Below are 24,933 nucleotides of genomic sequence, written 5' to 3' on the forward strand. Positions count from 1 at the left end.
GTTGGCTGCCAAGAAAAAACCTGCACCCAAGCGCGGCGCCAGCCGCTACCAGGCACCGGCGAAGAAACCTATTCCCGGCTGGTTGTGGATGGCCATCGGCCTGACTGTCGGCGCCTTTATCGTGTTTCTGATGAAGCTGGAGCCGGGCAAGGGCGATGACGTCAAGCGGGTCAAACAGGAGCAGCAGAAAGCCACGAAAATGGCCGAAGCGAACAAGACTGTCCCCAGCCCAACCGCCCCTGTGAAGCCGAAATACGACTTCTACACACTGCTGCCGGAATCGGAAGTGATCGTGCCGCCCGACGCCGTGCCGGAGAAAACCCTGCCGACGCCACAAGTGCCCGTGATACCAACGACCCCCGTGACACCTGCGGAAGCGGCAAAAATCGATACCGCCCGGGCCCAGGCAGCACTGGCCGGGATTACCCCTCCGCCACCGCCTCCCGTCGCTACCACCAAGGCGGCACCGGTGACCAAATTCTTCCTGCAGGCGGGTTCGTTCCCCAAGCAGGCGGATGCTGATCGGGTGCGGGCGCAGATCATTTTGCTCGGGCAATCGGTGACGGTGGAGTCCGGGACGGTGAAGGAAGCGACCTGGTATCGAGTGCTTGTAGGACCGTTCAGCAACCGCGAGCAACTGACCGTCGCTCAGAAACAACTGGCCGGCGCAGGGTTTAGCAACCTGTTGTTACAACAGCGCCAGAGCCGCTGATTCCAGGCTAAACGCGAACCAAATGTGGGAGCGGCGGTGCGACGATTCGACTTGCTCGCGAATACGGCTGTAGCCGCTGCCGAGGCACACGGCTGCGATGGGCTGCGCAGCGGCCCAAGGGGCGGTCCTGCGGACATGCATCGCAGCCGCGTGCCTCGGCAGCGGCTACAGCCCTCCCTTCCTACAGTTGAAATCCCCCCCGTCACCCCCATATGAGTTCCATCAGGGCATTTTCGCCCCGCAGCGTGGAGACTCTCCCCTTGACCACCATCGTTTCAGTTCGTCGCCACGGCATTGTCGTCATGGGCGGCGACGGCCAGGTTTCCCTTGGCAATACCGTGATGAAAGGCAACGCAAAAAAAGTGCGTCGCCTGTACCACGGCCAAGTCCTCGCCGGCTTTGCGGGCGCCACCGCTGACGCTTTTACCCTGTTCGAGCGTTTCGAAGGCCAACTTGAGAAACACCAGGGCCACTTGGTCCGCGCCGCCGTCGAGCTCGCCAAAGAATGGCGCACCGACCGTTCCCTCAGCCGCCTTGAAGCCATGCTGGCAGTCGCTAACAAAGACGCCTCGCTGATCATCACCGGTAACGGCGATGTGGTAGAACCCGAGCACGGCCTGATCGCCATGGGCTCCGGTGGTGGCTACGCCCAGGCCGCGGCCAGCGCACTGTTGAAGAAAACCGATCTGTCGGCCCGTGAAATCGTCGAGACGGCCCTTGGTATCGCCGGCGACATCTGTGTCTTCACCAACCACAACTTCACCATTGAGGAGCAGGACCTCGCGGAATAAGCCGTCGGCTTTTTCTTGCTTGAGGACCGCCAATTATTATGTCCATGACTCCCCGCGAAATCGTCCACGAACTCAACCGCCATATCATCGGCCAGGACGATGCCAAGCGCGCCGTTGCCATTGCCCTGCGTAACCGCTGGCGCCGGATGCAACTGCCCGAAGAGTTGCGTGTTGAAGTAACCCCCAAGAACATCCTGATGATCGGCCCTACCGGCGTCGGTAAAACCGAGATCGCGCGCCGCCTGGCCAAACTGGCCAACGCACCGTTCATCAAGGTCGAAGCGACCAAGTTCACCGAAGTCGGCTATGTGGGCCGCGACGTCGAATCGATCATCCGTGATCTGGCCGACGCCGCCCTGAAGTTGCTGCGCGAACAGGAAATGACCAAGGTCAGCCACCGCGCCGAAGACGCCGCCGAAGAACGCATCCTCGACGCCCTGCTGCCACCTGCACGCATGGGTTTCAACGAAGACGCGGCGCCCACCTCGGACTCCAACACCCGCCAGCTGTTCCGCAAGCGTCTGCGTGAAGGCCAACTGGACGACAAGGAAATCGAGATCGAAGTCGCCGAAGTGTCCGGCGTCGACATCTCCGCCCCGCCTGGCATGGAAGAAATGACCAACCAGTTGCAGAACCTGTTCGCCAACATGGGCAAGGGCAAGAAAAAAAGCCGCAAGCTCAAGGTCAAGGACGCACTGAAGCTGGTGCGTGACGAAGAGGCCGGGCGCCTGGTCAACGAAGAAGAACTCAAGGCCAAGGCCCTGGAAGCCGTTGAGCAGCATGGCATCGTGTTTATCGATGAAATCGACAAGGTGGCCAAGCGCGGCAACTCCGGTGGCGTTGACATCTCCCGTGAGGGCGTACAGCGCGATCTGCTACCGCTGATCGAAGGCTGCACCGTCAACACCAAGCTGGGCATGGTCAAGACCGACCACATCCTGTTTATCGCCTCCGGTGCGTTCCACCTGAGCAAGCCAAGCGACCTGGTGCCGGAGCTGCAAGGCCGCCTGCCGATTCGCGTGGAACTCAAGGCGCTGACCCCAGGCGACTTCGAACGCATCCTCAGCGAACCGCACGCCTCGCTGACCGAGCAATACCGCGAACTGCTGAAAACCGAAGGCCTGGCCATCGAGTTCCTGCCGGACGGTATCAAGCGCCTGGCGGAGATCGCCTGGCAGGTCAACGAGAAGACCGAGAACATCGGCGCCCGTCGTCTGCACACCTTGCTTGAGCGCCTGCTGGAGGAAGTGTCCTTCAGCGCCGGTGACTTAGCTGGGGCGCAGAATGGCGAGGCGATCAAGATCGACGCCGACTACGTCAATGGTCACTTGGGCGAATTGGCGCAGAACGAAGATCTGTCTCGTTATATCCTGTAAGTCTTCCGGGAATGGCTGGTGTGGGAGCTGGGCTTGTGTGGGAGCTGGCTTGCCTGCGATGGCATCACTGCGGTGTTTCTGACACCACGCGGCGATCCCATCGCGGGCAAGCCCGGCTCCCACATAAGCCCGACTCCCACATTAAGTCGGTTCCTTCAGGATCATCTCTGAGCGAACCCAAATGACTAAGCTGCCCACCGCCATCAACCTGCACAAAGCCTCCAAGACCCTGTCGCTGACCTACGGCCCCGACGAGGTCTACCACCTGCCCGCCGAGTTCCTGCGGGTGCATTCGCCTTCCGCCGAGGTCCAGGGCCACGGCAAGCCGATCCTGCAATTCGGCAAGCTCAATGTTGGCTTGACCAAGATCGAACCCGCCGGCCAGTACGCACTGAAATTGACCTTCGACGACGGTCATGACAGCGGACTGTTCACCTGGGACTACCTCTATCAGCTCGCCGTGCGTCAGGACGATTTGTGGGCCGATTACCTGGCCGAACTCAAAGCCGCCGGAAAAACCCGCGATCCGAGCGAGTCGGTCGTCAGGCTGATGCTCTAGCTCAAGCCTCTTGCTCATTAGTGGGCATTTTCTAATTTCATCTGCTTGAATGCCCTGTCGCGTGGCCAACGATTGGCCCGCTTGCGAAAAAAATTAAACTCGGGTAACCAATGGAACTGGCAAGTTCCCTGCATTTGACGATGCGGTATCAACGGTCATCCGAGCAGCAGTACCTGGCTTGTGCTGTGTCGCAAGAGCAAGGACACAGCGGTACCCGGTACTCGTCTTTCGGACAATGGAGCGTCGTAGATGAGTAACAAGAATAACGATGACTTGAAACGCCAAGCCTCGGAAAACACCCTGGGGCTGAACCCGATCATCGCGTTACGCAAAAAGGATTTATTGGCTTCTGCGAGGATGGTGCTGACCCAAGCCATCAAGCAACCGTTGCACAGCGTCAAGCATGTCGCCCACTTTGGCGTCGAGCTGAAGAACGTGGTGTTCGGCAAATCAGAGCTGACACCCGAGAGCGATGACCGTCGCTTCAACGACCCGGCGTGGAGCCAGAACCCGCTCTATAAACGCTACCTGCAAACCTATCTGGCGTGGCGCAAGGAGCTGCACGACTGGATTGGCGACAGCAACCTGTCGGAACACGACATCAGTCGCGGGCACTTCGTGATCAACCTGATGACCGAAGCCATGGCCCCGACCAACAGCGCTGCCAACCCGGCGGCGGTCAAACGCTTCTTCGAGACGGGCGGCAAAAGCCTGCTGGATGGCCTGTCGCACCTGGCCAAGGATTTGGTGCACAACGGCGGCATGCCGAGCCAGGTCAACATGGGCGCCTTCGAAGTGGGCAAGAGCCTGGGCACCACCGAAGGCGCCGTGGTGTTTCGCAACGACGTGCTGGAGTTGATTCAGTACAGGCCGATCACCGAACAGGTCCACGAGCGCCCGTTGCTGGTGGTGCCGCCGCAGATCAACAAATTCTATGTCTTTGACCTGAGCCCGGATAAGAGCCTGGCGCGCTTCTGCCTGCGCAATAACCAGCAGACGTTTATCGTCAGCTGGCGTAACCCGACCAAGGCCCAGCGTGAGTGGGGCCTGTCGACCTATATCGAAGCGCTGAAAGAAGCCGTCGACGTGGTCACTGCCATCACCGGCAGCAAAGACGTCAACATGCTCGGTGCCTGCTCCGGCGGCATCACCTGCACCGCGCTGCTGGGCCATTACGCGGCGCTGGGGGAGAAGAAGGTCAACGCCTTGACTCTGCTGGTGAGCGTGCTGGACACCACCCTGGACACCCAGGTGGCGCTGTTCGTCGACGAGCAGACCCTGGAAGCGGCCAAGCGCCATTCCTATCAGGCTGGCGTGCTGGAAGGTCGCGACATGGCCAAGGTGTTCGCCTGGATGCGCCCTAACGATCTGATCTGGAATTACTGGGTCAACAATTACCTGTTGGGTAACGAGCCGCCGGTGTTCGACATCCTGTTCTGGAACAACGACACCACCCGTTTGCCGGCCGCCTTTCATGGTGACTTGATCGAATTGTTCAAAAACAACCCGCTGGTGCGCGCCAATGCACTGGAAGTGTGCGGCACGCCGATTGACCTCAAACAGGTGACGGCGGACATCTACTCCCTGGCGGGCACCAACGACCACATCACGCCCTGGCAGTCCTGCTACAAGTCGGCGCAACTGTTTGGTGGCAAGGTGGAATTCGTGCTGTCCAGCAGCGGTCATATCCAGAGCATCCTTAACCCGCCGGGCAACCCCAAGTCGCGCTACCAGACCAGCGACACCATGCCGGGCAAGGCGCTGGACTGGCAGGAAAACGCCACCAAGCACACCGACTCCTGGTGGCTGCATTGGCAGGCCTGGCAGGCGGAGCGGTCGGGCAAGTTGAAGAAGGCGCCAACAGTGCTGGGTAACAAGGCACATGCAGCAGCTGAAGCGGCGCCGGGTACTTACGTTCACGAACGGTAAACATAATTTGCGGCGGGAATGAGGTCAGTGTGGGAGCTGGCTTGCCTGCGATGACATAGGCACATACAACATGAGTGTGTCTGACATACCGCCATCGCAGGCAAGCCAGCTCCCACATTGACCGAGTTTCGACAGGGAAATAGCGCGCCATTTCACAGGGTAAGCCCATGCCGCAACCGTTCATCTTCCGTACCATCGACCTGGATGGCCAAGCCATCCGCACGGCGGTACGCCCGGGCAAGTCTCACTTGACGCCGTTGCTGATTTTCAACGGCATCGGCGCCAACCTTGAGCTGGTGTTTCCGTTCGTCCAGGCATTGGACCCGGACCTGGAAGTGATTGCCTTTGATGTACCGGGTGTTGGCGGCTCTTCTACACCCAGTCGTCCTTATCGCTTCCCCGGCCTGGCCAAGCTCACCGCCCGCATGCTCGATTACCTGGACTATGGCCAGGTCAACGCGGTGGGGGTTTCCTGGGGCGGTGCACTGGCGCAGCAGTTTGCCTACGACTATCCGGAGCGCTGCAAGAAGCTGATCCTAGCGGCGACGGCAGCCGGGGCCTTTATGGTCCCCGGCAAGCCAAAGGTGCTGTGGCTGATGGCGAGCCCTCGGCGCTATATCCAACCTTCCCATGTGGTGCGCATTGCACCGATGATCTATGGCGGCTCTTTCCGTCGGGATTCAAAACTGGCGGCCGAACATGCGAGTAAAGTGCGTTCGGCCGGCAAGCTGGGTTATTACTGGCAACTGTTCGCAGGCCTGGGCTGGACCAGCATCCACTGGCTGCACAAGATCAAGCAGCCCACCCTGGTGCTGGCGGGCGATGACGATCCGCTGATCCCGTTGATCAACATGCGCATGCTGGCCTGGCGCATCCCCAACGCCCAACTGCACATCATCGACGACGGCCATCTGTTTCTGATTACCCGGGCCGAAGCCGTGGCACCGATCATCATGAAGTTTCTCCAGGAAGAGCGTTTGCGTGCAGTGATTCATCCGCAGCCGGCCCTGTAGCCGCTGCCGAGGAACGAGGCTGCGATGCGGTCCGCAGGACCGCCTTTGGGGGGCCGCTGCGTAGCCCATCGCAGCCTCGTTCCTCGACAGCGGCTACAGACCAACTATGGTTCTGAATTGGCGTGCTTGTTGATGGCTTGACGAAGGAGTGTTGACTCATGCGAGACAAACCCATGAAGGACGCGGTGCCCACCCCCGCCGCGTTCATCAATGCACAAAGTGCAATCACCGGCCTGCGTGGTCGGGACTTGCTGTCGACCCTGCGCAGCGTCGCGGCCCACGGGCTGCGCAACCCGCTGCACAGTGCACGGCATGCCATGGCCCTGAGTGGACAGTTAGGCCGCGTGCTGCTGGGCGAAACCGTACACGAGCCCAATCCACGCGACAGCCGCTTCGCCGACCCCACCTGGAAACTCAACCCCTTCTACCGGCGCAGCCTGCAAGCCTATTTGAGCTGGCAGAAGCAGACTCGCCACTGGATCGACGACAGCACCCTGAGCGCCGACGATCGGGCACGGGCGCATTTCGCCTTCACCCTGCTTAACGATGCAGTATCACCGTCCAACACCCTGCTCAATCCGCTGGCGATCAAGGAGCTGCTCAACTCCGGCGGCAACAGTGTGGTGCGCGGCGTCAGCAATCTGTTTGACGATCTGTTGCACAACAATGGTTTGCCGCGCCAAGTCACCAAGCAGGCCTTTGAAGTGGGCAAGACGGTGGCCACAACGCCCGGTTCAGTGGTGTTTCGCAGCGAGTTGCTGGAGCTGATCCAGTACAAGCCCATGAGCGAAAAACAGTACGCCAAGCCGCTGCTGGTGGTGCCGCCGCAAATCAACAAGTACTACATTTTCGACCTGAGCCCGGCCAACAGCTTCGTCCAGTACGCGCTGAAGAACGGCCTGCAAGTGTTTATGGTCAGTTGGCGCAACCCGGACGTGCGACACCGCGAATGGGGCCTCTCCACTTACGTCGCCGCTCTGGAGGAGGCGTTGAATATATGCCGGGCGATCACTGGTGCCCGTGAGGTCAATCTGATGGGCGCCTGTGCTGGCGGCCTGACCATCGCCGCGTTGCAAGGCCACCTGCAAGCCAAGCGCCAGTTGCGGCGGATCTCCAGTGCCAGTTATCTGGTGAGCCTGCTGGACAGCCAGATCGAAAGCCCGGCCACACTGTTCGCCGACGAACAAACCCTGGAAGCCGCCAAGCGTCGCTCCTACCAGCAAGGGGTGCTGGATGGTCGGGACATGGCCAAGGTGTTTGCCTGGATGCGCCCCAATGACCTGATCTGGAATTACTGGATCAACAATTACCTGCTGGGCAAAGAACCGCCGGCCTTCGACATTCTGTACTGGAACAACGACAACACCCGCCTGCCGGCCGCGCTGCATGGCGACCTGCTGGATTTCTTCAAACACAACCCGCTGAGCCATCCCGGTGGCCTCGAAGTGTGCGGCACGCCTATCGACCTGCAGAAGGTCACAGTGGACAGCTTCAGCGTGGCCGGGATCAACGACCACATCACACCGTGGGATGCGGTCTACCGTTCGACCTTGTTACTGGGCGGCGACAAGCGCTTCGTGCTGTCCAACAGCGGGCATATCCAGAGCATCCTCAACCCGCCGGGCAACCCCAAGGCCAACTTCGTCGAGAACCCCAGACTGAGCAGCGACCCGCGCGCCTGGTATTACGACGCCAGCCACATCGAGGGCAGTTGGTGGCCGCAATGGCTTGCGTGGATTCAGCAGCGTTCCGGCGTGCAACGCGAAACCCTGACGGCCCTGGGCAACCAGAATTACCCACCGATGGAAGCGGCGCCCGGCACTTATGTGCGGGTGCGCTGACGCCTTGGCTCACCGATCACCTAAGAAGACTGGATGAAAACCCGCGACCGTATCCTTGAATGTGCCCTGCAGTTGTTCAACCACAAGGGCGAACCGAATGTATCGACCATGGAGGTGGCCAATGAAATGGGGATCAGCCCCGGCAACCTCTACTACCACTTTCATGGCAAGGAACCGCTGGTGCTTGGGCTGTTCGAGCGCTTTCAGGGTGAACTGGCGCCACTGCTTGATCCGCCGGCAGATGTGCAGTTGGCGGCTGAGGATTACTGGCTGTTCCTGCACCTGATCGTCGAGCGCATGGCGCACTATCGGTTCCTGTTCCAGGACCTGTCGAATCTGGCCGGACGCTTGCCGAAACTGGCCAAGGGCATTCGCAATCTGTTGACGGCACTGAAGCGCACGCTTGCCTCGTTGCTGGCGCGGCTCAAGACCGAGGGGCAGCTTGCCAGTGATACCCAGGCCCTGGGGCAACTGGTGGAGCAGATCACCATGACCTTGCTGTTTTCCCTGGATTACCAGCGGATTCTCGACCGTGAAGGGGAGGTACGGGTGGTGGTGTACCAGATCATGATGCTGGTGGCGCCGCACCTGTTGATGCCGGCGCGACAGGCGACGGAAAGGTTCGCGCTGCGCTATCTGGATGACGCGCAATAACAAAAACGCCCGACCTTCGCAGGCCGGGCGTTTTTGTGTGTCCCTTGAAAATCAGGACTGACTGGAAGGCGTCGGGGTTGCCGGCGTTGCAGTCGGGGTAGCGGTGGCGTGTGTCGGCGCAGAGACCGAATTGGTCGATGGAACCGGGGTTGCAGGCTTGGCTGCAACGGCTGGCTTGGGTGCTGCTGGCTTCTTGGCTACGACGGGTTTCTTTGCCGCGACAGGCTTTGCAGCCGGCTTGGCAGCCACAGGTTTGGCGGCGGGTTTGGCCGCAACCGGTTTTGCCGCAGGTTTCGCAGCGGCAGGCTTGGCTGCCGGCTTGGCTGCAGCAGGTTTGGCAGCTGCGGTTTTCGCCGCAGGTTTGGCGGCAGGTTTAGCTACAGGTTTTGCAACCGGCTTGGCCGCAGGTTTTGCTGCTGCCTTGGCCGCGACTGGCTTGGCTGCTGGTTTGGCGGCGGGTTTAGCAGCTGCAGTTTTCGCTGCCGGTTTGGCGGCAGGCTTGGCAGCAGGTTTAGCGGCAGCTTTTACAGGCGCCTTGGCTGCTGGTTTTTTGGCTGCGGGTTTAGCCGCGGCCTTGACCAGTGGCTTGGCAGCGCTTTTCGCAGCAGGTTTGGCCGCCGCCGTTTTCACAGCAGGTTTGGCAGCCGGTTTTGCCGCTGCGGTTTTCGCCGCCACTGGCGCCACTTTCGCGCCGGTCAGTTTTTCGATTTGCTTGGTCAGCGTATCGACCTTGCTGTGCAGCGCCTTCACTTCATTGCGACTAGGGACACCCAGTCGCGAAATGGCACTGTTCAGACGCTTGTCGAATGCCCCTTCCAGTTCATCCCACTTGCCCAGTGCCTGGTCTTTTACAGCACCGAGCCGGGACTTGGCGGAACCTTTCGCTGCATCGACTTGTTTACCGACAGTGGTCTTGGTCAACTTCTCGGCTTTCTCGCCGTCTTTAACCAAAGTCTCGAAGTATTTACCGCCGTCACTGCTGACCTTCGAGTACACGCCTAAACCAGCAAGCCAGATCTTACGGGAGTATTTTTCAACTTCCCCGATCCACGAGCTGCCTTCTTTCTGAGTTTTCTTTTGAACAGCCATCCCGTTGTCTCCTTAATGTTTACGCGCGACACGTTCGAGCAATGCCGTCAGCTCATCGAGCTTAGCAGAGAGTGTCTCCACGTCATGTTTAGACGGAATGCCGATCCGATTCAAGGTACTTGCAACACGAGTATCAAAAGCCTTCTCGACTTTATCCAGTTGCACTTCGACGCGACCTTTGACGCTGGAGACATTGCTCTTGACTTGATCAATCTGACTGTTGGCGGCATCAAGTTGTTCAATCACAACTTTTTTACCTTTACTTTCAACATGTTGACCGGTCTTTACGAGCTCTTTGAAGTACTCGCCGCCCTCACTTCCAACCTTGGCATATGCCCCAAGACCCGCCAGCCAGATCTTGCGGGCATAGGTTTTAACGTCGTAGAAGGCGTTAGTTGAAGCAGCAATTTTTTTCTTCAAAATAACTTTGGCCATGGTGCACCTCACGCATAAAAGGGTGGAGGAACTGCCCACAGGAGTTGAGGGCTCAGGCACAAAGTAGGCAGAAAAATTAGAAACAGCACCCTAAGAAGGTCGGTATCACGCCAGGGCCTTATCCAACGCCTTCTCGATTTCGGACTTGATGCTGCCACTCATGGCCGACATCAACAGGCCCAGTTCAACGTCGATACGCAGAGAGTCTTCCGCTACTTTCAGGGTGCCTTTTACCCCCGAGCGCTTGAGGTTCAAGGTATCGCCGGACCACGAAGGCTCCAGGCCATATTGATCTTTGAGTTTTTGCGCCAACTTGTCGGCCTTGGCCCGGGCAGCTTCTTTACCAAGAGTGTGGGCACGCTCAACGTGTATACGGGCCATTGGTATGACTCCTCTTTATAGAGACTTGAAAACCTTCCATGCGGCAAAAGGTCTCGGTGATGGCCTATCTTACCTTCACCCTTGCCAAGACAAAGCATGCCTTGGGGATTAGAATGTCCCGCATTCTCTTTTGGTGACAGCGATATGACTGATCAGCGCAAAGGCAGCGATGCCGAACCCACCACTCACTTCGGCTTCAAGAACGTCCCGGAAAGCCAGAAAGCGGAAAAAGTCGCTGAGGTGTTCCACTCGGTGGCCGCCAAGTACGACCTGATGAACGACGTGCTGTCCGGCGGCATGCACCGCCTGTGGAAGCGCTTCACCATCGAGCTGTCAGGCGTACGCACCGGCAACCGCGTGCTGGATATCGCCGGCGGAACGGGCGATCTGGCGGCCAAGTTCTCGAAACTGGTCGGCCCTACGGGGCAAGTGGTACTGGCCGATATCAACGGCTCGATGCTCAAGGTCGGTCGTGACCGCCTGCTGGACAAAGGCGTGGCCGGCAACATTGAGTTCGTCCAGGCCGACGCTGAAAAGCTGCCGTTCCCGGACAACCACTTCGACTGCGTGACCATCGCCTTCGGCCTGCGCAACGTGACCCACAAGGAAGACGCCCTGCGCTCGATGCTGCGGGTGCTCAAGCCCGGCGGTCGCCTGTTGGTACTGGAGTTCTCCAAGCCGACCAACGCGCTGATGTCCAAGGTCTACGACACCTACTCGTTCGCCTTCATGCCGCTGATGGGCAAGCTGATCACCAATGACGCCGAAAGCTACCGCTACCTGGCCGAATCGATCCGCATGCACCCGAACCAGGAAACCCTGAAGTCGATGATGGTAGAGGCCGGTTTCGACCGCGTGACCTACCACAACATGACGTCAGGCATCGTCGCCCTGCACCGCGGCATCAAGCCCTGATGCTGTTCGCAGGCCTGCTCGCCAGCGTTGAGCACGGCCTTAACCGTGTTCTGCGCCTGGACAGTACCGCCCTGGCACGGCTGGCGCACTTGAACGGCAAAGTCATCGCCGTCGACTGCACCAGCCCTGCCTTGCAGCTGTTTATCCTGCCCAGCGATGAAGGCCTGCTGCTGGCAACCCAATGGGCCGCCGATGCCGACTGCACCTTGCGCGCGTCCGCGCCCTACCTGTTACGTCTGGCGTTGAGCCGCGACAAAACGGCGATCCTCCACGGTCCGGACGTCATCCTGGAAGGTGACAGCACGGTGCTGATGGACCTGGCCGCCGTACTGCAAGACCTGGAACTGGACTGGGAATACGAGCTGTCCCGCTGGCTCGGCCCGGTCGCCACGCAACTGATCAGTGGCCACCTGCGCAGCCGCACACGCTGGTACCAGCAGGGCTTCGCCAGCCTGAACCAGAACCTTGCCGAATACCTGAGCGAAGAATCGCGCACCCTGGTCGGACAACGGGAGGCCGAAGCGCGCTTTCGTGAACTCGACCAGGCCAAACTCGACCTGGAACGGCTGGAGGCGCGCTTCGAGCGCCTGAGCCAATCCCTTGATTCAAGCGATAAAGCATGAAGCTGCTTGCCGTCCGCCGTTTGTTTCGTATCCAGCGCGTCGTAATCCGCTACCGCCTTGATGACCTGCTGTTCGCCCTGCCGCTGCCGTGGTTCTTGTTGGCGGTGCGCTATGTGTTGCCGTGGCGCTGGTTCCCGCGCAAGACCCTGGACCTGAGCCGTGGCGCCCGCTTGCGCCTGGCATTGCAGGACCTGGGGCCGATTTTCATCAAGTTCGGGCAGATCCTGTCCACCCGCCGCGACCTGTTGCCCGAAGACATCGCTGACGAACTGATGCTGTTGCAGGACCGCGTTCCGCCGTTCGATTCGCAGCAGTCAGTCAACTTGATCGAAGAGCAGCTGGGCAAGAAGATCAGCGAGGTGTTCAGCCGCTTCGATATCGAACCGCTGGCCTCGGCCTCGGTGGCCCAGGTTCACGCCGCCCAGCTCAAGACGGGCGAAGAAGTGGTGGTCAAGGTGATCCGTCCGGGCCTCAAACCGATTATCGGCCAGGACCTGGCGTGGCTGTTCATCCTCGCCCGCGCCGCCGAACGTTTCTCCGCCGATGCGCGTTTACTGCACCCGGTGGACGTGGTCGCCGACTACGAAAAAACCATCTACGACGAACTCGACCTGCTGCGCGAAGCCGCCAACGCCAGTCAGCTCAAGCGCAACTTCGAAGGCTCACCGCTGCTGTATGTGCCGCAAGTCTACTGGGACTGGTGCCGACCAAAAGTACTGGTGATGGAGCGTATCTACGGGATTCAGGTCACCGACCTGGCGACCCTGGCCGACCAGCGCACCGACATGAAAATGCTCGCCGAGCGTGGCGTGGAGATCTTCTTCACCCAGGTGTTCCGCGACAGCTTCTTCCACGCCGACATGCACCCCGGCAACATCTTCGTCAGCACCGTAAGCCCGTGGAGCCCGCAGTACATTGCGATCGATTGCGGGATCGTCGGTAGCCTGACGCCAGAAGACCAGGACTACCTGGCCCGCAACCTGTTCGCCTTCTTCAAGCGCGACTACCGCCGCGTGGCGCAACTGCACATCGATTCAGGCTGGGTGCCGGCTGAAACCAAGCTCAACGAGTTCGAAGCGGCAATCCGCACCGTGTGCGAGCCGATCTTTGAAAAACCGTTAAAAGATATTTCCTTCGGCCAGGTGCTGATGCGCCTGTTCCAGACCGCCCGGCGCTTCAATATGGAAGTGCAGCCGCAGCTGGTCCTGCTGCAGAAAACCCTGCTCAATATCGAAGGCCTGGGCCGCCAGTTGTACCCGGACCTGGACCTGTGGAACACCGCCCAACCGTTCCTCGAACGCTGGATGCGCGAGCGGGTCAGCCCGAAAACCCTGCTGGGCAACCTGCACAGCCAGGTCGAGCAACTGCCGCACCTGGCCAACATGACCCGCGACCTGCTGGAGCGCATGTCCCAGCCCCACGCGAAGGACCCGGCACCGCCGTGGCACACGCGCCGCGACGACTGGTTCCTGCGCCTGTTGGGCGCTGCCCACCTGACCGGCGGCGTGATCCTGGCCGCAGGCGGACCATTGAACGAACTGGGCCACTGGCCAGCGGGGATCATGGTCGCCGTGGGTATATATCTGATCGTGCGCCGATAGCCCGTCCGGTTATACACTGTCGCAAATTGCCGAGGCTGACAGGGCCCGGTTGTCGGAGTCGAACATGAAAGACTGGCTGGACGAGATCAAGTGGGACAGTGACGGCCTGGTGCCGGCCATTGCCCAGGACTACAAGACTGGGCGCGTGCTGATGATGGCCTGGATGAACCGCGAGGCCCTGAGCCTCACTGCCGCCGAGAACCGTGCCATCTACTGGTCACGTTCGCGTGGCAAACTGTGGCGCAAGGGCGAAGAGTCCGGGCACGTGCAAACCCTGCACGAGATGCGCATCGACTGCGACGCCGATGTGGTGATCCTCAAGGTCGAGCAGATCGGCGGTATCGCCTGTCACACCGGCCGTCACAGCTGCTTCTACCGCGTGTTCGAGAACGGCGAGTGGAAGACCGTCGAGCCCGTGCTCAAAGACCCGCACGCCATCTATTCGGCAGGACACTGAACATGACTGACACCCTGAACCGCCTGGCCCAGGTGCTGGAAGACCGCAAAGGCGCGGCTGCCGACAGTTCCTATGTCGCCAGCCTGTACCACAAGGGTCTGAACAAGATTCTGGAAAAGCTCGGCGAAGAATCCGTCGAGACTATTATTGCCGCCAAGGACGCACAGATCAGCGGCGACTGCAGTGATGTGATCTATGAAACCGCTGACCTGTGGTTCCACAGCCTGGTGATGCTCGCCCAACTGGGGCAGCATCCGCAGGCCGTGCTTGATGAACTGGACCGTCGCTTCGGCTTGTCCGGGCACGCCGAAAAGGCCTCGCGCCCGTCCGCTTGAATAATCTTTAGAGAGGAATTGCAGCATGGGCATTTTTGACTGGAAACACTGGATCGTCATTCTGGTAGTGGTTGTACTGGTGTTCGGCACCAAGAAGTTGAAGAACCTGGGCACCGACGTCGGCGAATCCATCAAGGGCTTTCGCAAGGCCATGAACGACGAAGAAAAGCCAGCCGACCCTGCCTCCAACCCGGTGCCACCGGCCCAGCCTGTACACCCGCAGGCCGCCCAGCCGATCACCGAGCGTCGCACCTTCGACGTGCAGGCCGAGAAAGTCCAAGAGCCGACCCGCAAAGACTCGTGAGCACTGACTAATGTTTGGTATCAGCTTCTCTGAACTGCTGCTCGTCGGCCTTGTTGCCCTGTTGGTACTGGGGCCGGAACGCCTGCCCGGTGCCGCGCGCACGGCCGGCCTGTGGATCGGGCGCCTGAAACGCAGTTTCAACGCCATCAAACAGGAAGTTGAACGGGAAATCGGTGCCGACGAGATTCGCCGGCAACTGCACAACGAGCACATTCTGTCGTTGGAACAGGAGGCACGGAAGATTCTCTCTCCGGTGCAGGAAACGCCCAAGCCGGTTGAACCCGTGGCCGAGCACTCCATTGCCCCACCCGTTGCGCCAACGCCGACACCGGTTGTCGAACCCGTGCACGCCACAGAGCCTGCACCCGCCACCCCGACAGAACCCGCGCCGGCGCCCGCTACAGCGCCCGCTCCCCACGACCCTACATTGCCGCCGCGAGCCCCATGAGCGCTGATAAACCGGAAAACGACCAGCACATGCCGCTGGTCTCGCACCTCACCGAGTTGCGCACCCGCCTGCTGCGCTGTGTCGCGGCAATCTTCGTGATCTTCGCCGGGCTGTTTGCCTTTACCCAGCAGATCTACACTTTCGTCTCCACGCCGCTGCGCAATTACCTGCCGGCCGGCGCGACGATGATCGCCACCGATGTGTCGTCGCCGTTCCTCACGCCGTTGAAGCTGACGATGATGGTGTCGCTGTTCCTGGCGATCCCGGTGATCCTGCATCAGATCTGGGGCTTTATTGCCCCCGGCCTGTACAAACATGAGAAGCGCATTGCAGTGCCGTTGCTGGTCTCCAGCATCCTGCTGTTCTACACCGGCATGGCCTTCGCCTACTTCCTGGTGTTCCCACTGATCTTCAAGTTCTTCGCCGCCGCCACCCCGGCCGGGGTGGAGATGATGACCGACATCACCAGCTACCTCGACTTCGTGATGACGCTGTTCTTCGCCTTTGGCGTGGCCTTCGAGATTCCGGTGGCCGTGGTGCTGCTGGTGTGGATCGGCGTGGTCGACGTCAAATACCTGAAGAAGATCCGCCCGTACGTGATCATCGGCTGCTTCGTGGTCGGCATGATCCTGACTCCACCGGATATCTTCTCCCAGACCTTGCTGGCCGTGCCGATGTGGATGCTGTTCGAGATTGGCATTCTGTTTGCCAGCCTGGTCAGTAAGCGCGGCGACCATCCGGATGACCAGCCCGCCGACGACGACCAGCCGCCAGCGACTCAGCCGTGAACCTGCTGCTGCTTGAGGAGGCCGACTTTATCGCGGCCGACCGGGTGATCCTGCGCGATCGGCGCCTGGTGCATATGCAGGAGGTCCACCGTGCGGCAGTGGGCGACAGCCTGCGGGTCGGACGAATTGGCGGGTTGATGGGCAACGCTGAGCTGCTGCGCCTGGAAGCCCATGAAGCGGAGCTGCGAGTCAGCCTCGATCAGCCGCCACCGACGAAACTGCCACTGACCCTGCTGCTGGCTCTGCCCCGCCCGAAAATGCTCCGTCGCGTCCTGCAAACCGTGGCCTCCATGGGTGTGCCACGGGTGGTGCTGGTCAACAGCTATCGGGTGGAAAAGAGCTTCTGGCAGACACCCTTCCTGGAGCCCGAGGCGGTTCGGGAACAGTTGATTCTTGGCCTGGAACAGGCCCGGGACACGGTACTGCCCGAGATCATTATCGAAAAACGCTTCAAGCCCTTTGTTGAAGACCGTTTGCCCGCCCTGACCCACGGCACCCTCGGGCTGATCGGTCATCCTGGCGACTATCCTCCCTGCCCCCGTGGCCTGGATGAGCCCGTAACCCTGGCCATCGGCCCGGAAGGCGGCTGGATCCCCTACGAGGTGGATCTGCTGGCCAAGGCCGGTTTGCAGCCGGTTCAATTAGGCGCACGCATCCTGCGGGTCGAAACCGCCGTCACAGCCCTGCTCGCCCGCCTGTTCTAACCCTGTAGCCGCTGCCGAGGTATGAGGCCGCGGCTACAGATTTTTCCCGATATGCCGATAGCCCTTGAATAAGTCCAGGCCTTGTTCAAAGGGAGTTCGCAGCATGTATCGTTGGTTAGCCGAGAATCTGGGGAATGTGAGTGTCAATCGCAAGCTGGGCATAGGCTTTGGCCTGGTGTTGATATTGACCGTGTTGATCAGCTTCACCGGCTGGACCGGCCTTGGCGGCGTGATCAGCCGTGGTGACAAGCTGGGTTTTATCTCCAGCCTCAATGAGCTGACCCAGGAGTTGCGCCTGGCGCGCCTGGACTATGAAATGCGCCGTGGCGAACAAGGGCCGCAGGCCGTCAACGACTTGCTGGGCCAATTGGACACCGGCCTGAAAACCGCTCGCAGCCTGATCGAACAACCCGCCGATATCGCCCTGATCGATGAGCAATTGGCCGCCGTTGACCAATACAAACGTGCGTTTACCGCCATGACCCAGGCGGGCGCCAACCGCGAAGACGCCCGCAGTAAGCTTGGTGATACGGCCGACAACGCAGTGCTCAAGGTCGGTGAAGTCGAGCAGTCGCTGCTGCAAGGCGACAGCGTCAGTCAATTCAACAACGTGGTCGACTTGAGCAAGCTGATCCAGCAGGCCCGCTTCCAGGTGCGCGGCTACACCTACAGTGGCAAGGTTGAAGCGCAGCAGCCGGCCCTGGACGCCATCGACAACGCCCTGAAGAAAATCACCAGCCTTAACGGCCAATTGCCAGAGCCCTTCCAGGCCAACCTGCAACACGCCAGCGTATCGCTGCAAGCGTACCGAGCCGCAGTCAGCCAGTATCGGGACGCACAGGTAGCCAGCACGGCGGCGATGAAAATCATGGCCGAGCAGGGCGAAATTCTGCTGGACCACAGTAAAAAACTCACCACCTCTCAAACCGTGGTCCGCGACACCGACACAGCACACGCCAAGAACCTGTTGCTGTTGGCCACCGCCCTGGCGCTGGTCTTCGGCATAGTGGCTGCATGGGCGATCACCCGGCAGATCGTCACTCCACTGAGCCAGACCCTCAAAGTCGCCGAGCGCGTGGCCTCTGGCGACCTGAGCCACAACCTGACCTCCCTGCGCCGCGATGAACTGGGCCAACTGCAACGGGCCATGCAAAGCATGACCGTAGGCCTGCGGGAATTGATTGGCGGTATCAGCGATGGTGTCACCCAGATCGCCAGTGCTGCCGAGCAACTGTCGGCGGTCACCGAACAGACCAGCGCCGGGGTCAACAGCCAGAAAGTCGAGACTGACCAAGTCGCCACCGCCATGAACGAAATGGCCGCCACGGTGCAGGAAGTCGCGCGCAACGCCGAAGAAGCGTCCGAAGCCGCCGTCGCCGCTGACCAGCAGGCTCGCGAAGGCGACAAGGTGGTCGGCGAAGCCATCGCGCAGATCGAGCGGCTGGCCAGCGAGGTGGGTAACTCCACCGAAGCCATGGGCCATCTCAAACGCGAAAGCGACAAGATCGGCAGCGTGCTGGACGTGATCAAGTCGGTGGCCCAGCAAACCAACCTGCTGGCCCTCAACGCGGCCATCGAAGCCGCCCGTGCCGGGGAAGCCGGGCGGGGATTCGCGGTGGTCGCCGACGAAGTGCGCAGCCTGGCCCAGCGCACCCAGAAGTCCACCGAGGAAATCGAAGAGCTGATTGTCGGCCTGCAAGCCGGCACCCTGCAGGTGTCGACCGTCATGGACAACAGTCGTGGCCTCACCGACAGCAGTGTCGAACTGACTCGCCGGGCCGGCAGTGCCTTGAAAAATATCACCCGCACGGTTTCGGCGATCCAGGCGATGAACCAGCAAATCGCGACCGCTGCCGAACAACAGAGCGCAGTGGCCGAAGAAATCAACCGCAGTGTGCTGAATGTGCGCGATGTCTCCGAACAGACCTCCGCCGCCAGCGAAGAAACCGCTGCCTCCAGTGCCGAACTGGCTCGGCTGGGGATCTACCTGCAAACCCTCGTGGGCCGTTTCAGGACCTGACCCCTCGCGGCGGCCATCATGGCTCCCGTCCTGACAGCTTGCGAAGTTTCCTACACGTTTTTCAGGTCGTGGATTACACACCTCACGCCGAATAGAAGTAGCGTTTCAACTCCCCCTGACCCGCGTCAGCCGGACTGTCGAAACGCTCTCTTTGATTCGTTGGAGGCTCACCATGTTTCGTCCACTGACCCGCGTATTAGGCAACACCAGCGTCACCCTCAAACTCACCCTTGGCTTCGCCCTGGTCTTGGCACTGAGCCTGGCTATCGCCCTGACGGGCTGGCAAGCCTTGAGCGCCTCACTCTTTCGCTCGCAATCATTGACCGTCCTTTCTCAACTGGCCGTGACGGGCGAAGAGCTGCGGGCTGAGCGGATTGTCTACCGCACCCTGAATACTCCATCGAGCCTGACCAGGATCGGTCTGCACATGGAGAAAATAGACGGCTACCTGGCCGAACTTTCCGATCGCCTGAAACACCCAGCCAGCCGGCAGCAGGTACAAGACTCGAACCGCCTGACAGCCAGTTTCAAAACCGCCCTGAATGGCCTGCCCAACCTGATTGAACAGCGTGAAAACGCCCGTGAGCAGCTCAAGCGCGGCTCCGTCCAGGCCAGTGACACCCTCGCACAGTTGGCCAGCGACCTGCCCAACCAGGACGACGAAAAGGCGCTGGACGCGATAGAAAACCTGCGCCAGGCCATGGAAAAAGCCGAAGACAGTGCCCAGGCCCCCGCCTGGGCAGCCGCCTCACTGGAAGCCTATGCCCAAGCTGTCGCTGACGCGTTCCAGGCACTCGACAGCGCTCAGGCCGTCGTAGCGACTCTGCCGGTGGACGCAACTTCGCTGAAAAATGCCGTGCTCGATTACCGCACCCAACTGACCCGACTCAAGGAGGCTCAGGTCACCACCGAAACTACCCAGAATCAACTGGAGCAATGGCTCGATCAATTGCTCAAACAAAGCGACCTGCTGAGCCAGTACCAGACCGAACAACGTGACAAAGAAGCCGACCAGGCCCGCACCCTAATGCTCAATGTCACCGCTGCCGCGCTACTGCTGGGCGCCTTGGCCGCGTGGCTGATCTCCGGGCAGATCGTCACCCCGTTACGCCAGGCCCTACTGACCGCCAACCGGATTGCCGAGGGCGACCTGAGCCACGACATCCAGACCTCGCGCCGGGACGAGCTGGGGCAACTGCAACGCAGTATCGGACAAATGACCATCAACCTGCGGGGCTTGATCAGCGGTATCAGCGACAACGCCCGGCAGGTCGCCAGCGCCGCCGAGCAATTGTCTGCCGTCACCCAACAGACCCGAAGCGGAATCGACGACCAGAAACAGGAAACCGAACAGGTCGCCACCGCGATGAACCAAATGCTCGCCACCTCCCAGGAAGTCGCGCGCCATGCCGAGCAAGCCTCGGCGGCGGCCACCGAAGCTGACCGGCAGGCGGGCATGGGTGATCAGGTGGTGGCTGAAGCGATTACTCACATCGAACACCTGGCCCAGGAAATGTCCCGCTCAAGCCAGGCAATGCAAGGCTTGCAACAGGAAAGCCAGAAAATTGGCAGCGTATTGGACGTGATCAAATCCGTCTCGGAACAGACCAATCTGCTCGCGCTCAATGCGGCGATAGAGGCGGCTCGCGCTGGTGAAGCAGGCCGGGGCTTTGCCGTGGTGGCCGATGAAGTGCGCAGCTTGGCACAACGTACGCAGCAATCAGCCGAGGAAATCGAAGAGCTGATTGGCAGCCTGCACAGGGGCACACAGCAGGTCGCAGACATCATGGACAACAGCCGCAACCTCACCGACAACAGTGTCGAACTGACTCGCCGTGCCGGCGATGCCCTGGCCAGCATCACCCGCACCGTGTCGGTGATCCAGGAGATGAACCCGCAGATCGCCGCTGCCGCCGAGGAGCAAACAGCCGTCGCCGAGGAAATCAACCGCAGCGTGCTGAAGGTTAAGGATGTGTCGGAGCAGACCTCGGCCGCCAGTCAGGAGACAGCCGACGCCAGTGTAGAACTGGCGCGACTGGGAGCGGAGTTGCAGGTGTGGGTGGGCAAGTTCAAGGTGTGACCCGTTACAGGACCTGACGCAAAAACGCCTGGGCCCGCGGATCCTTCGGTGCGTCGAAGAACTGCGCCGGGGCGGCGTCTTCCAGCAGTTTGCCATGATCGAAGAACAGCACCCGGTCCGCCACTTCGCGGGCAAAGCCCATTTCGTGGGTCACGCAGACCATGGTCATGCCTTCCAGGGCCAGGGTCTTCATGACGTCCAGCACTTCGCCGACCATTTCCGGGTCCAGCGCCGAGGTGGGCTCGTCGAACAGCATCACCTTCGGCTCCATGGCCAACGCACGGGCAATGGCTACGCGCTGCTGCTGGCCGCCGGAAAGCCGCGACGGAAACTCGTTGGCTTTCTGGGCTATCCCGACCTTTTCCAGCAAGGCCAGGGCCTTGGCTTCACGCTCTTTCTTGCCGCGCTTGCGCACGACCTTTTGCGCCAGGCAGAGGTTTTCCAGCACAGTCATGTGCGGGAACAGGTTGAAATGCTGGAACACCATGCCGACTTCACGGCGGTAGGCGTTCACATCCGTCTTCGGATCAGCCAGTTGCAGGCCGTCGATGCTCACCGAACCCGAATCGAACGCTTCCAGGCCATTGAGGCAGCGCAGGAAGGTCGACTTGCCAGAACCGGACGGACCGATCACCACCAGCACTTCACCCTTGGCCACCTGAGTGGTGACGTTATCCACCGCACGGACCACATGCCCACGGGTGTCGAAGACTTTTACCAGATCGCGGACTTCAATCACTTTGCGCGAGCCTCCGCTCAAGCCGACTGGCGATTTTCGACAGCGGCAGGTTGATCAGCAGGTACAGGCCTGCAACGCAGAACAGGATCTCAAACGGCGAGAACGAGGTGGTGATCACTTCGCGCCCGCTCTTGAGCAGTTCGGTAATAGCGATGACCGACACCAGGGAGGTGTCCTTGACCAGGCTGATAAATTGCCCGGCCAGTGGCGGCAGCACACGCTTGAGCGCTTGCGGCAATACCACATGGCGCATCGACTGGCCGGCACTCAGGCCCAGGGAGCGGGCCGCTTCATTCTGGCCACGGGCAATCGACTGCACCCCGGCACGAATGATTTCCGCCACGTAGGCACCGGTAAACAGCGACAAGGCGGCGATCCCGGCGAATTCCCGGGACAGGTTCAACACCGTGCCAATGAAGAAGTAGAAAATGAAAATCTGCACCAATAGCGGCGTACCGCGTACCAGTTCGACGTAGATCGTCGACAGATCCCGCAAGGTCGGGTTGTTTGAAAGACGACACAGCCCCGTGGCCAGACCGATCAGCAGGCCGAGAATACCGGACACCACCGACAGCCATAAGGTGGTCCACAAACCCCACATCAGCGGGCCCAGCGCCCAATGCCGGTTTACGCCAACCACATCGCCTTCAGCCACATCGTCGCCGCGCGCTACTTGCAGACTGTTGTCGGCAACCGTCAGGTGCTGTTCGACACCCGCGTCGTTGCGCAGGGTGACTTCGGCCACATCGCCTTTGCGTACCAGTTCAACGACGGTGGAAATGTCCGCTGCACGCTGGGACTCTTCAGCCTGATAAGCGAAGTACTGCGGCACGCGATTCCAGCGCCATTCGTAGGACATCAGCGAGGTGGCGTAGTACAGCGCGCCAGCCAGGCCGACCAGCACGACCACCGTCAGCAGGTGCCAGGGCCATTGGGCTTTTTTCTGTTTCATTTCAGGTTCCGGGATTGATGTCGCCTGTCAGGTCGCCTTCGCAGGCAAGCCAGCTCCCACCTGGATTGATGTCCACCCTGACAACTCGGTCAAATGTGGGAGCTGGCTTGCCTGCGATGAAGACGACGCGGCACTAGCTTTATTCCATGTCCTTGAGCCACTCGGAGCTCTTGAACCACTTGTCATGGATGCGATCGTAGGTGCCGTCGTTACGGATCTGGTGCAGGAAGTTGTTGATGAAGTTGATGCTGTCGTAATCGCCTTTCTTCAACCCAAACGCCAAGGGTTCGAAGGTGAAGGGTTCTTCAAGGAACACCAGCTTGCCGTTGCCGACTTTTTTCTCGGCGACCACGTTATACGGCGCGTCATACACGAAGGCATCGGCCTTGCCGTTCACCACGTCGAGCACCGCTTCCTGTTCGTTGTCGTAACCGTGGTACTTGGCCTTGGAAATCAGCTTTTTGGCAACCATCTCACCGGTGGTGCCGAGCTTGGAGGTCAGGCGGTACTTCTCATCGTTCAGGTCTTTGTAGGACTTGATGGTGCCTTCCAGTTCCTTGCGAATCAGCAGGGTCTGGCCAACAACGATGAAGGGTTCGCTGAAGTTCAGGCGCAGGTTGCGTTCCTGGGTCAGGGTCATGCCGCTGCCGATCATGTCGAACTTGTCGGTCAGCAGGGCCGGAATAATGCCGTCGTAGCCGGTGGAGATCGGCTCGAACTTGACGCCCATGGACTTGGCCATGGCCTTGAGGATGTCGACTTCAAAGCCGATGATTTCACCGCGTTTGTTGGTCATCTGGAAGGGCATGTAGGTCGGGTCCATGCCGACTTTCAGTGTCCCACGCTTGACGGCATCATCGATGGCACCGGCGTGTGCCGCATTGACCGCTACCAGCGCCGAGACGCCAAGCAGCAGCATCGAAAGATACTTTTTCATCATCAAGTCCCCTGAACTCATTTTATTGTGAGGTCGGCGCGCAAAGGGCTGCACCATTTCGGGGTGCGATGCTAACCCACTCGCCCAATAGCACAAAGGTCTAGCCCATGTTTGTTGGGGGATATGACAGAAAAAGCGCACAAATACAGTGACGGCAGCGCGGGTAGAGCGTTCGCGGCAAGCGCTCAAGCCTCGCCAGATGTGTAAGCAGTTATGACTTTCAATCAATTTCCGCCAGCCAATCCGTGTCCTTGAACCACTTATCGTGCAGGCGATCGTAGGTGCCATCCTGGGCAATCTGATTGAGAAAATGATTGATCCAGTTGAGGCTGTCGTAATCGCCCTTTCTCAGGCCAAACGCCAGGGGCTCGTAGGTGAACGGTTGTTCCAACGCCAGCAGCTGGCTGTTTTCCGGCCGGGTAAGGGCGATCAGGTTATAGGGCGCGTCATGGATAAAGGCGTCGGCCTTGCCCTCGACCACCTGGCGAACGCCCTCTTCCGGGGTTGGAAAACTGCGCAACTGTGCAGTACCCAGAAACCGTTTGGCCGCCGCCTCCCCTGTGGTGCCTTCGGTTGCAACGATCCGATAACCCGCTTCGTTCAAGTCTTCGATGCTGCCGACCTTGCCTGCCCACCGAGGATGAAGCAGCACCGTCTGCCCGACGATGATGAACGAATCGCTGAAATTGAGCGCAAGGTTGCGCTCCTGGGTCACGGTCATACCGCTGCCGATCATGTCGAACTGGCTGGCAATCAGCCCTGGAACCAGCTCGGTGTAAGGCACCGTTACCAGATCCAGCTTCACCCCCAGGGACTTGCTCATCTCCCGTAACAGGTCGATTTCAAAACCGACGATACGGCCCCGCTTATCGGTCATTTCGAAAGGGACATAGGTGGGATTAGTCCCGACTTTCAGCACCCCACGCCGGACGGCCTCATCAATCGCTCCGGCCTGCGCCAGGCAGCTGTGGGAAAGCGCAACAATGCCAAACAGCAGCACCGACAAATACCTTTTGATCATGAAATGCCCCTGTTCCATTAAGCACTCGCGCACCTGCTCATGCGCACTTCAGCGCAAAACAGGAGAAGACGAGTCAGATTTGGGGGGCGATCCTAACCCACTCCCCGGCCGGGAAGTACGGTCCACGTGATGGACTTTTGTTTCGAAATAACAAGGGGTTAGCGCAATGAAACAGAAAGGAAAAACGCTGTAGGAAGGAACCATCGAACGCCCCCGAGGTGTTAGCTCG

General features: G+C 60.1%; 26 protein-coding genes and 1 pseudogene. 20 read left to right on the top strand and 7 right to left on the bottom strand.

All coding sequences use genetic code 11. The features are described 5' to 3' along the window. The first annotated feature begins 1 nt into the window (after window position 1). The 8 genes from GNF76_RS09400 to GNF76_RS09435 all read left to right on the top strand — a co-directional run bounded on the left by GNF76_RS09400 (window position 2) and on the right by GNF76_RS09435 (window position 8,875). Entirely contained in the window at window positions 2-712 is a 711-nt protein-coding gene (locus GNF76_RS09400) for an SPOR domain-containing protein (protein ID WP_155582896.1), read from the top strand. A 260-nt stretch (window positions 713-972) separates the two neighbouring features. After that, a complete protein-coding gene (gene hslV / locus GNF76_RS09405; RefSeq protein WP_155582897.1) occupies window positions 973-1,503 on the top strand; it encodes an ATP-dependent protease subunit HslV in 531 nt (176 codons plus the stop codon). Between the two features lie 38 nt (window positions 1,504-1,541). Then, entirely contained in the window at window positions 1,542-2,879 is a 1,338-nt protein-coding gene (gene hslU / locus GNF76_RS09410; protein WP_155582898.1) for an ATP-dependent protease ATPase subunit HslU, read from the top strand. Window positions 2,880-3,060: 181 nt separating this feature from the next. Further along, window positions 3,061-3,438: a gamma-butyrobetaine hydroxylase family protein gene (locus GNF76_RS09415; RefSeq protein ID WP_155582899.1), complete on the top strand. Its 378-nt coding sequence runs from the start codon at window positions 3,061-3,063 to the stop codon at window positions 3,436-3,438. A gap of 249 nt (window positions 3,439-3,687) precedes the next feature. Further along, complete coding sequence (gene phaC, locus GNF76_RS09420; protein WP_155582900.1) at window positions 3,688-5,367, top strand: class II poly(R)-hydroxyalkanoic acid synthase; 1,680 nt, start codon at window positions 3,688-3,690, stop codon at window positions 5,365-5,367. A 167-nt stretch (window positions 5,368-5,534) separates the two neighbouring features. Further along, complete coding sequence (gene phaZ, locus GNF76_RS09425; RefSeq protein ID WP_155582901.1) at window positions 5,535-6,380, top strand: poly(3-hydroxyalkanoate) depolymerase; 846 nt, start codon at window positions 5,535-5,537, stop codon at window positions 6,378-6,380. Between the two features lie 158 nt (window positions 6,381-6,538). Beyond that, window positions 6,539-8,221: a class II poly(R)-hydroxyalkanoic acid synthase gene (phaC, locus tag GNF76_RS09430; protein ID WP_155582902.1), complete on the top strand. Its 1,683-nt coding sequence runs from the start codon at window positions 6,539-6,541 to the stop codon at window positions 8,219-8,221. A gap of 33 nt (window positions 8,222-8,254) precedes the next feature. Then, entirely contained in the window at window positions 8,255-8,875 is a 621-nt protein-coding gene (locus tag GNF76_RS09435) for a TetR/AcrR family transcriptional regulator (RefSeq protein WP_155582903.1), read from the top strand. A 51-nt stretch (window positions 8,876-8,926) separates the two neighbouring features. Here the strand turns inward: GNF76_RS09435 and GNF76_RS09440 are convergent, their stop codons facing one another. The 3 genes from GNF76_RS09440 to GNF76_RS09450 all read right to left on the bottom strand — a co-directional run bounded on the left by GNF76_RS09440 (window position 8,927) and on the right by GNF76_RS09450 (window position 10,780). Next, a complete protein-coding gene (locus tag GNF76_RS09440; RefSeq protein WP_155582904.1) occupies window positions 8,927-9,964 on the bottom strand; it encodes a phasin family protein in 1,038 nt (345 codons plus the stop codon). 12 nt (window positions 9,965-9,976) lie between these two features. Next, window positions 9,977-10,399 carry a phasin family protein gene (locus tag GNF76_RS09445; RefSeq protein WP_155582905.1) on the bottom strand — a complete coding sequence of 141 codons (423 nt, stop codon included), beginning with the start codon at window positions 10,397-10,399 and terminating at the stop codon, window positions 9,977-9,979. 105 nt (window positions 10,400-10,504) lie between these two features. Further along, window positions 10,505-10,780, bottom strand: a complete 276-nt coding sequence (locus GNF76_RS09450) for a polyhydroxyalkanoic acid system family protein (RefSeq protein WP_155582906.1) — start codon at window positions 10,778-10,780, stop codon at window positions 10,505-10,507. Window positions 10,781-10,924: 144 nt separating this feature from the next. On the opposite strand from GNF76_RS09450, the gene ubiE reads away from it, so the two are divergent. The 12 genes and pseudogenes from ubiE (at window position 10,925) to GNF76_RS09505 (ending at window position 21,055) form a co-directional block, all read left to right on the top strand. Continuing rightward, window positions 10,925-11,695: a bifunctional demethylmenaquinone methyltransferase/2-methoxy-6-polyprenyl-1,4-benzoquinol methylase UbiE gene (gene ubiE, locus GNF76_RS09455; RefSeq protein WP_003209306.1), complete on the top strand. Its 771-nt coding sequence runs from the start codon at window positions 10,925-10,927 to the stop codon at window positions 11,693-11,695. After that, window positions 11,695-12,318, top strand: coding sequence for a ubiquinone biosynthesis accessory factor UbiJ (locus tag GNF76_RS09460; RefSeq protein ID WP_155582907.1), 624 nt, complete (start codon window positions 11,695-11,697; stop codon window positions 12,316-12,318). The genes ubiE and GNF76_RS09460 overlap by 1 nt, the downstream gene beginning before the upstream one ends. After that, window positions 12,315-13,919: a ubiquinone biosynthesis regulatory protein kinase UbiB gene (ubiB, locus tag GNF76_RS09465; protein WP_155582908.1), complete on the top strand. Its 1,605-nt coding sequence runs from the start codon at window positions 12,315-12,317 to the stop codon at window positions 13,917-13,919. Before GNF76_RS09460 ends, ubiB begins: the two co-directional genes overlap by 4 nt. A 64-nt stretch (window positions 13,920-13,983) precedes the next feature. After that, window positions 13,984-14,376, top strand: a complete 393-nt coding sequence (gene hisI, locus GNF76_RS09470; RefSeq protein ID WP_155582909.1) for a phosphoribosyl-AMP cyclohydrolase — start codon at window positions 13,984-13,986, stop codon at window positions 14,374-14,376. Window positions 14,377-14,378: 2 nt separating this feature from the next. After that, window positions 14,379-14,711: a phosphoribosyl-ATP diphosphatase gene (locus tag GNF76_RS09475; RefSeq protein ID WP_017478214.1), complete on the top strand. Its 333-nt coding sequence runs from the start codon at window positions 14,379-14,381 to the stop codon at window positions 14,709-14,711. A 25-nt stretch (window positions 14,712-14,736) separates the two neighbouring features. Next, window positions 14,737-15,015, top strand: a complete 279-nt coding sequence (locus GNF76_RS09480; protein WP_155582910.1) for a twin-arginine translocase TatA/TatE family subunit — start codon at window positions 14,737-14,739, stop codon at window positions 15,013-15,015. Window positions 15,016-15,025: 10 nt separating this feature from the next. Next, window positions 15,026-15,463 (top strand): Sec-independent protein translocase protein TatB, encoded by a 438-nt coding sequence (tatB, locus tag GNF76_RS09485; protein ID WP_155582911.1) that lies wholly within the window; start codon window positions 15,026-15,028, stop codon window positions 15,461-15,463. Then, window positions 15,460-16,251 (top strand): twin-arginine translocase subunit TatC, encoded by a 792-nt coding sequence (tatC, locus tag GNF76_RS09490; protein ID WP_155582912.1) that lies wholly within the window; start codon window positions 15,460-15,462, stop codon window positions 16,249-16,251. Before tatB ends, tatC begins: the two co-directional genes overlap by 4 nt. Then, window positions 16,248-16,955: a 16S rRNA (uracil(1498)-N(3))-methyltransferase gene (locus tag GNF76_RS09495; RefSeq protein ID WP_178123250.1), complete on the top strand. Its 708-nt coding sequence runs from the start codon at window positions 16,248-16,250 to the stop codon at window positions 16,953-16,955. The genes tatC and GNF76_RS09495 overlap by 4 nt, the downstream gene beginning before the upstream one ends. Window positions 16,956-17,058: 103 nt before the next feature. Next, window positions 17,059-18,117: pseudogene (locus GNF76_RS29905) on the top strand (methyl-accepting chemotaxis protein); the annotation flags it as partial. Window positions 18,118-18,261: 144 nt separating this feature from the next. After that, window positions 18,262-18,975 carry a methyl-accepting chemotaxis protein gene (locus GNF76_RS29910; protein WP_425502818.1) on the top strand — a complete coding sequence of 238 codons (714 nt, stop codon included), beginning with the start codon at window positions 18,262-18,264 and terminating at the stop codon, window positions 18,973-18,975. A 172-nt stretch (window positions 18,976-19,147) separates the two neighbouring features. After that, on the top strand, window positions 19,148-21,055 hold the full coding sequence (locus GNF76_RS09505) for a methyl-accepting chemotaxis protein (protein WP_155582914.1): 1,908 nt from the start codon (window positions 19,148-19,150) through the stop codon (window positions 21,053-21,055). Window positions 21,056-21,059: 4 nt separating this feature from the next. Here the strand turns inward: GNF76_RS09505 and GNF76_RS09510 are convergent, their stop codons facing one another. From GNF76_RS09510 to GNF76_RS09525, 4 genes are all read right to left on the bottom strand, one after another. Then, window positions 21,060-21,794, bottom strand: coding sequence for an amino acid ABC transporter ATP-binding protein (locus tag GNF76_RS09510; RefSeq protein WP_010169160.1), 735 nt, complete (start codon window positions 21,792-21,794; stop codon window positions 21,060-21,062). Then, window positions 21,787-22,746, bottom strand: coding sequence for an amino acid ABC transporter permease (locus GNF76_RS09515; RefSeq protein WP_155582916.1), 960 nt, complete (start codon window positions 22,744-22,746; stop codon window positions 21,787-21,789). Before GNF76_RS09515 ends, GNF76_RS09510 begins: the two co-directional genes overlap by 8 nt. Before the next feature lie 139 nt (window positions 22,747-22,885). Continuing rightward, the gene (locus GNF76_RS09520; RefSeq protein ID WP_155582917.1) at window positions 22,886-23,683 is read right to left on the bottom strand and encodes a transporter substrate-binding domain-containing protein; all 798 of its coding nucleotides are present in this window, start codon (window positions 23,681-23,683) and stop codon (window positions 22,886-22,888) included. A gap of 220 nt (window positions 23,684-23,903) precedes the next feature. Continuing rightward, a complete protein-coding gene (locus tag GNF76_RS09525; protein ID WP_155582918.1) occupies window positions 23,904-24,704 on the bottom strand; it encodes a transporter substrate-binding domain-containing protein in 801 nt (266 codons plus the stop codon). Window positions 24,705-24,933: the final 229 nt, after the last annotated feature.

Source organism: Pseudomonas spelaei (genome assembly GCF_009724245.1).
In the GTDB taxonomy this organism is placed as follows: domain Bacteria; phylum Pseudomonadota; class Gammaproteobacteria; order Pseudomonadales; family Pseudomonadaceae; genus Aquipseudomonas; species Aquipseudomonas spelaei.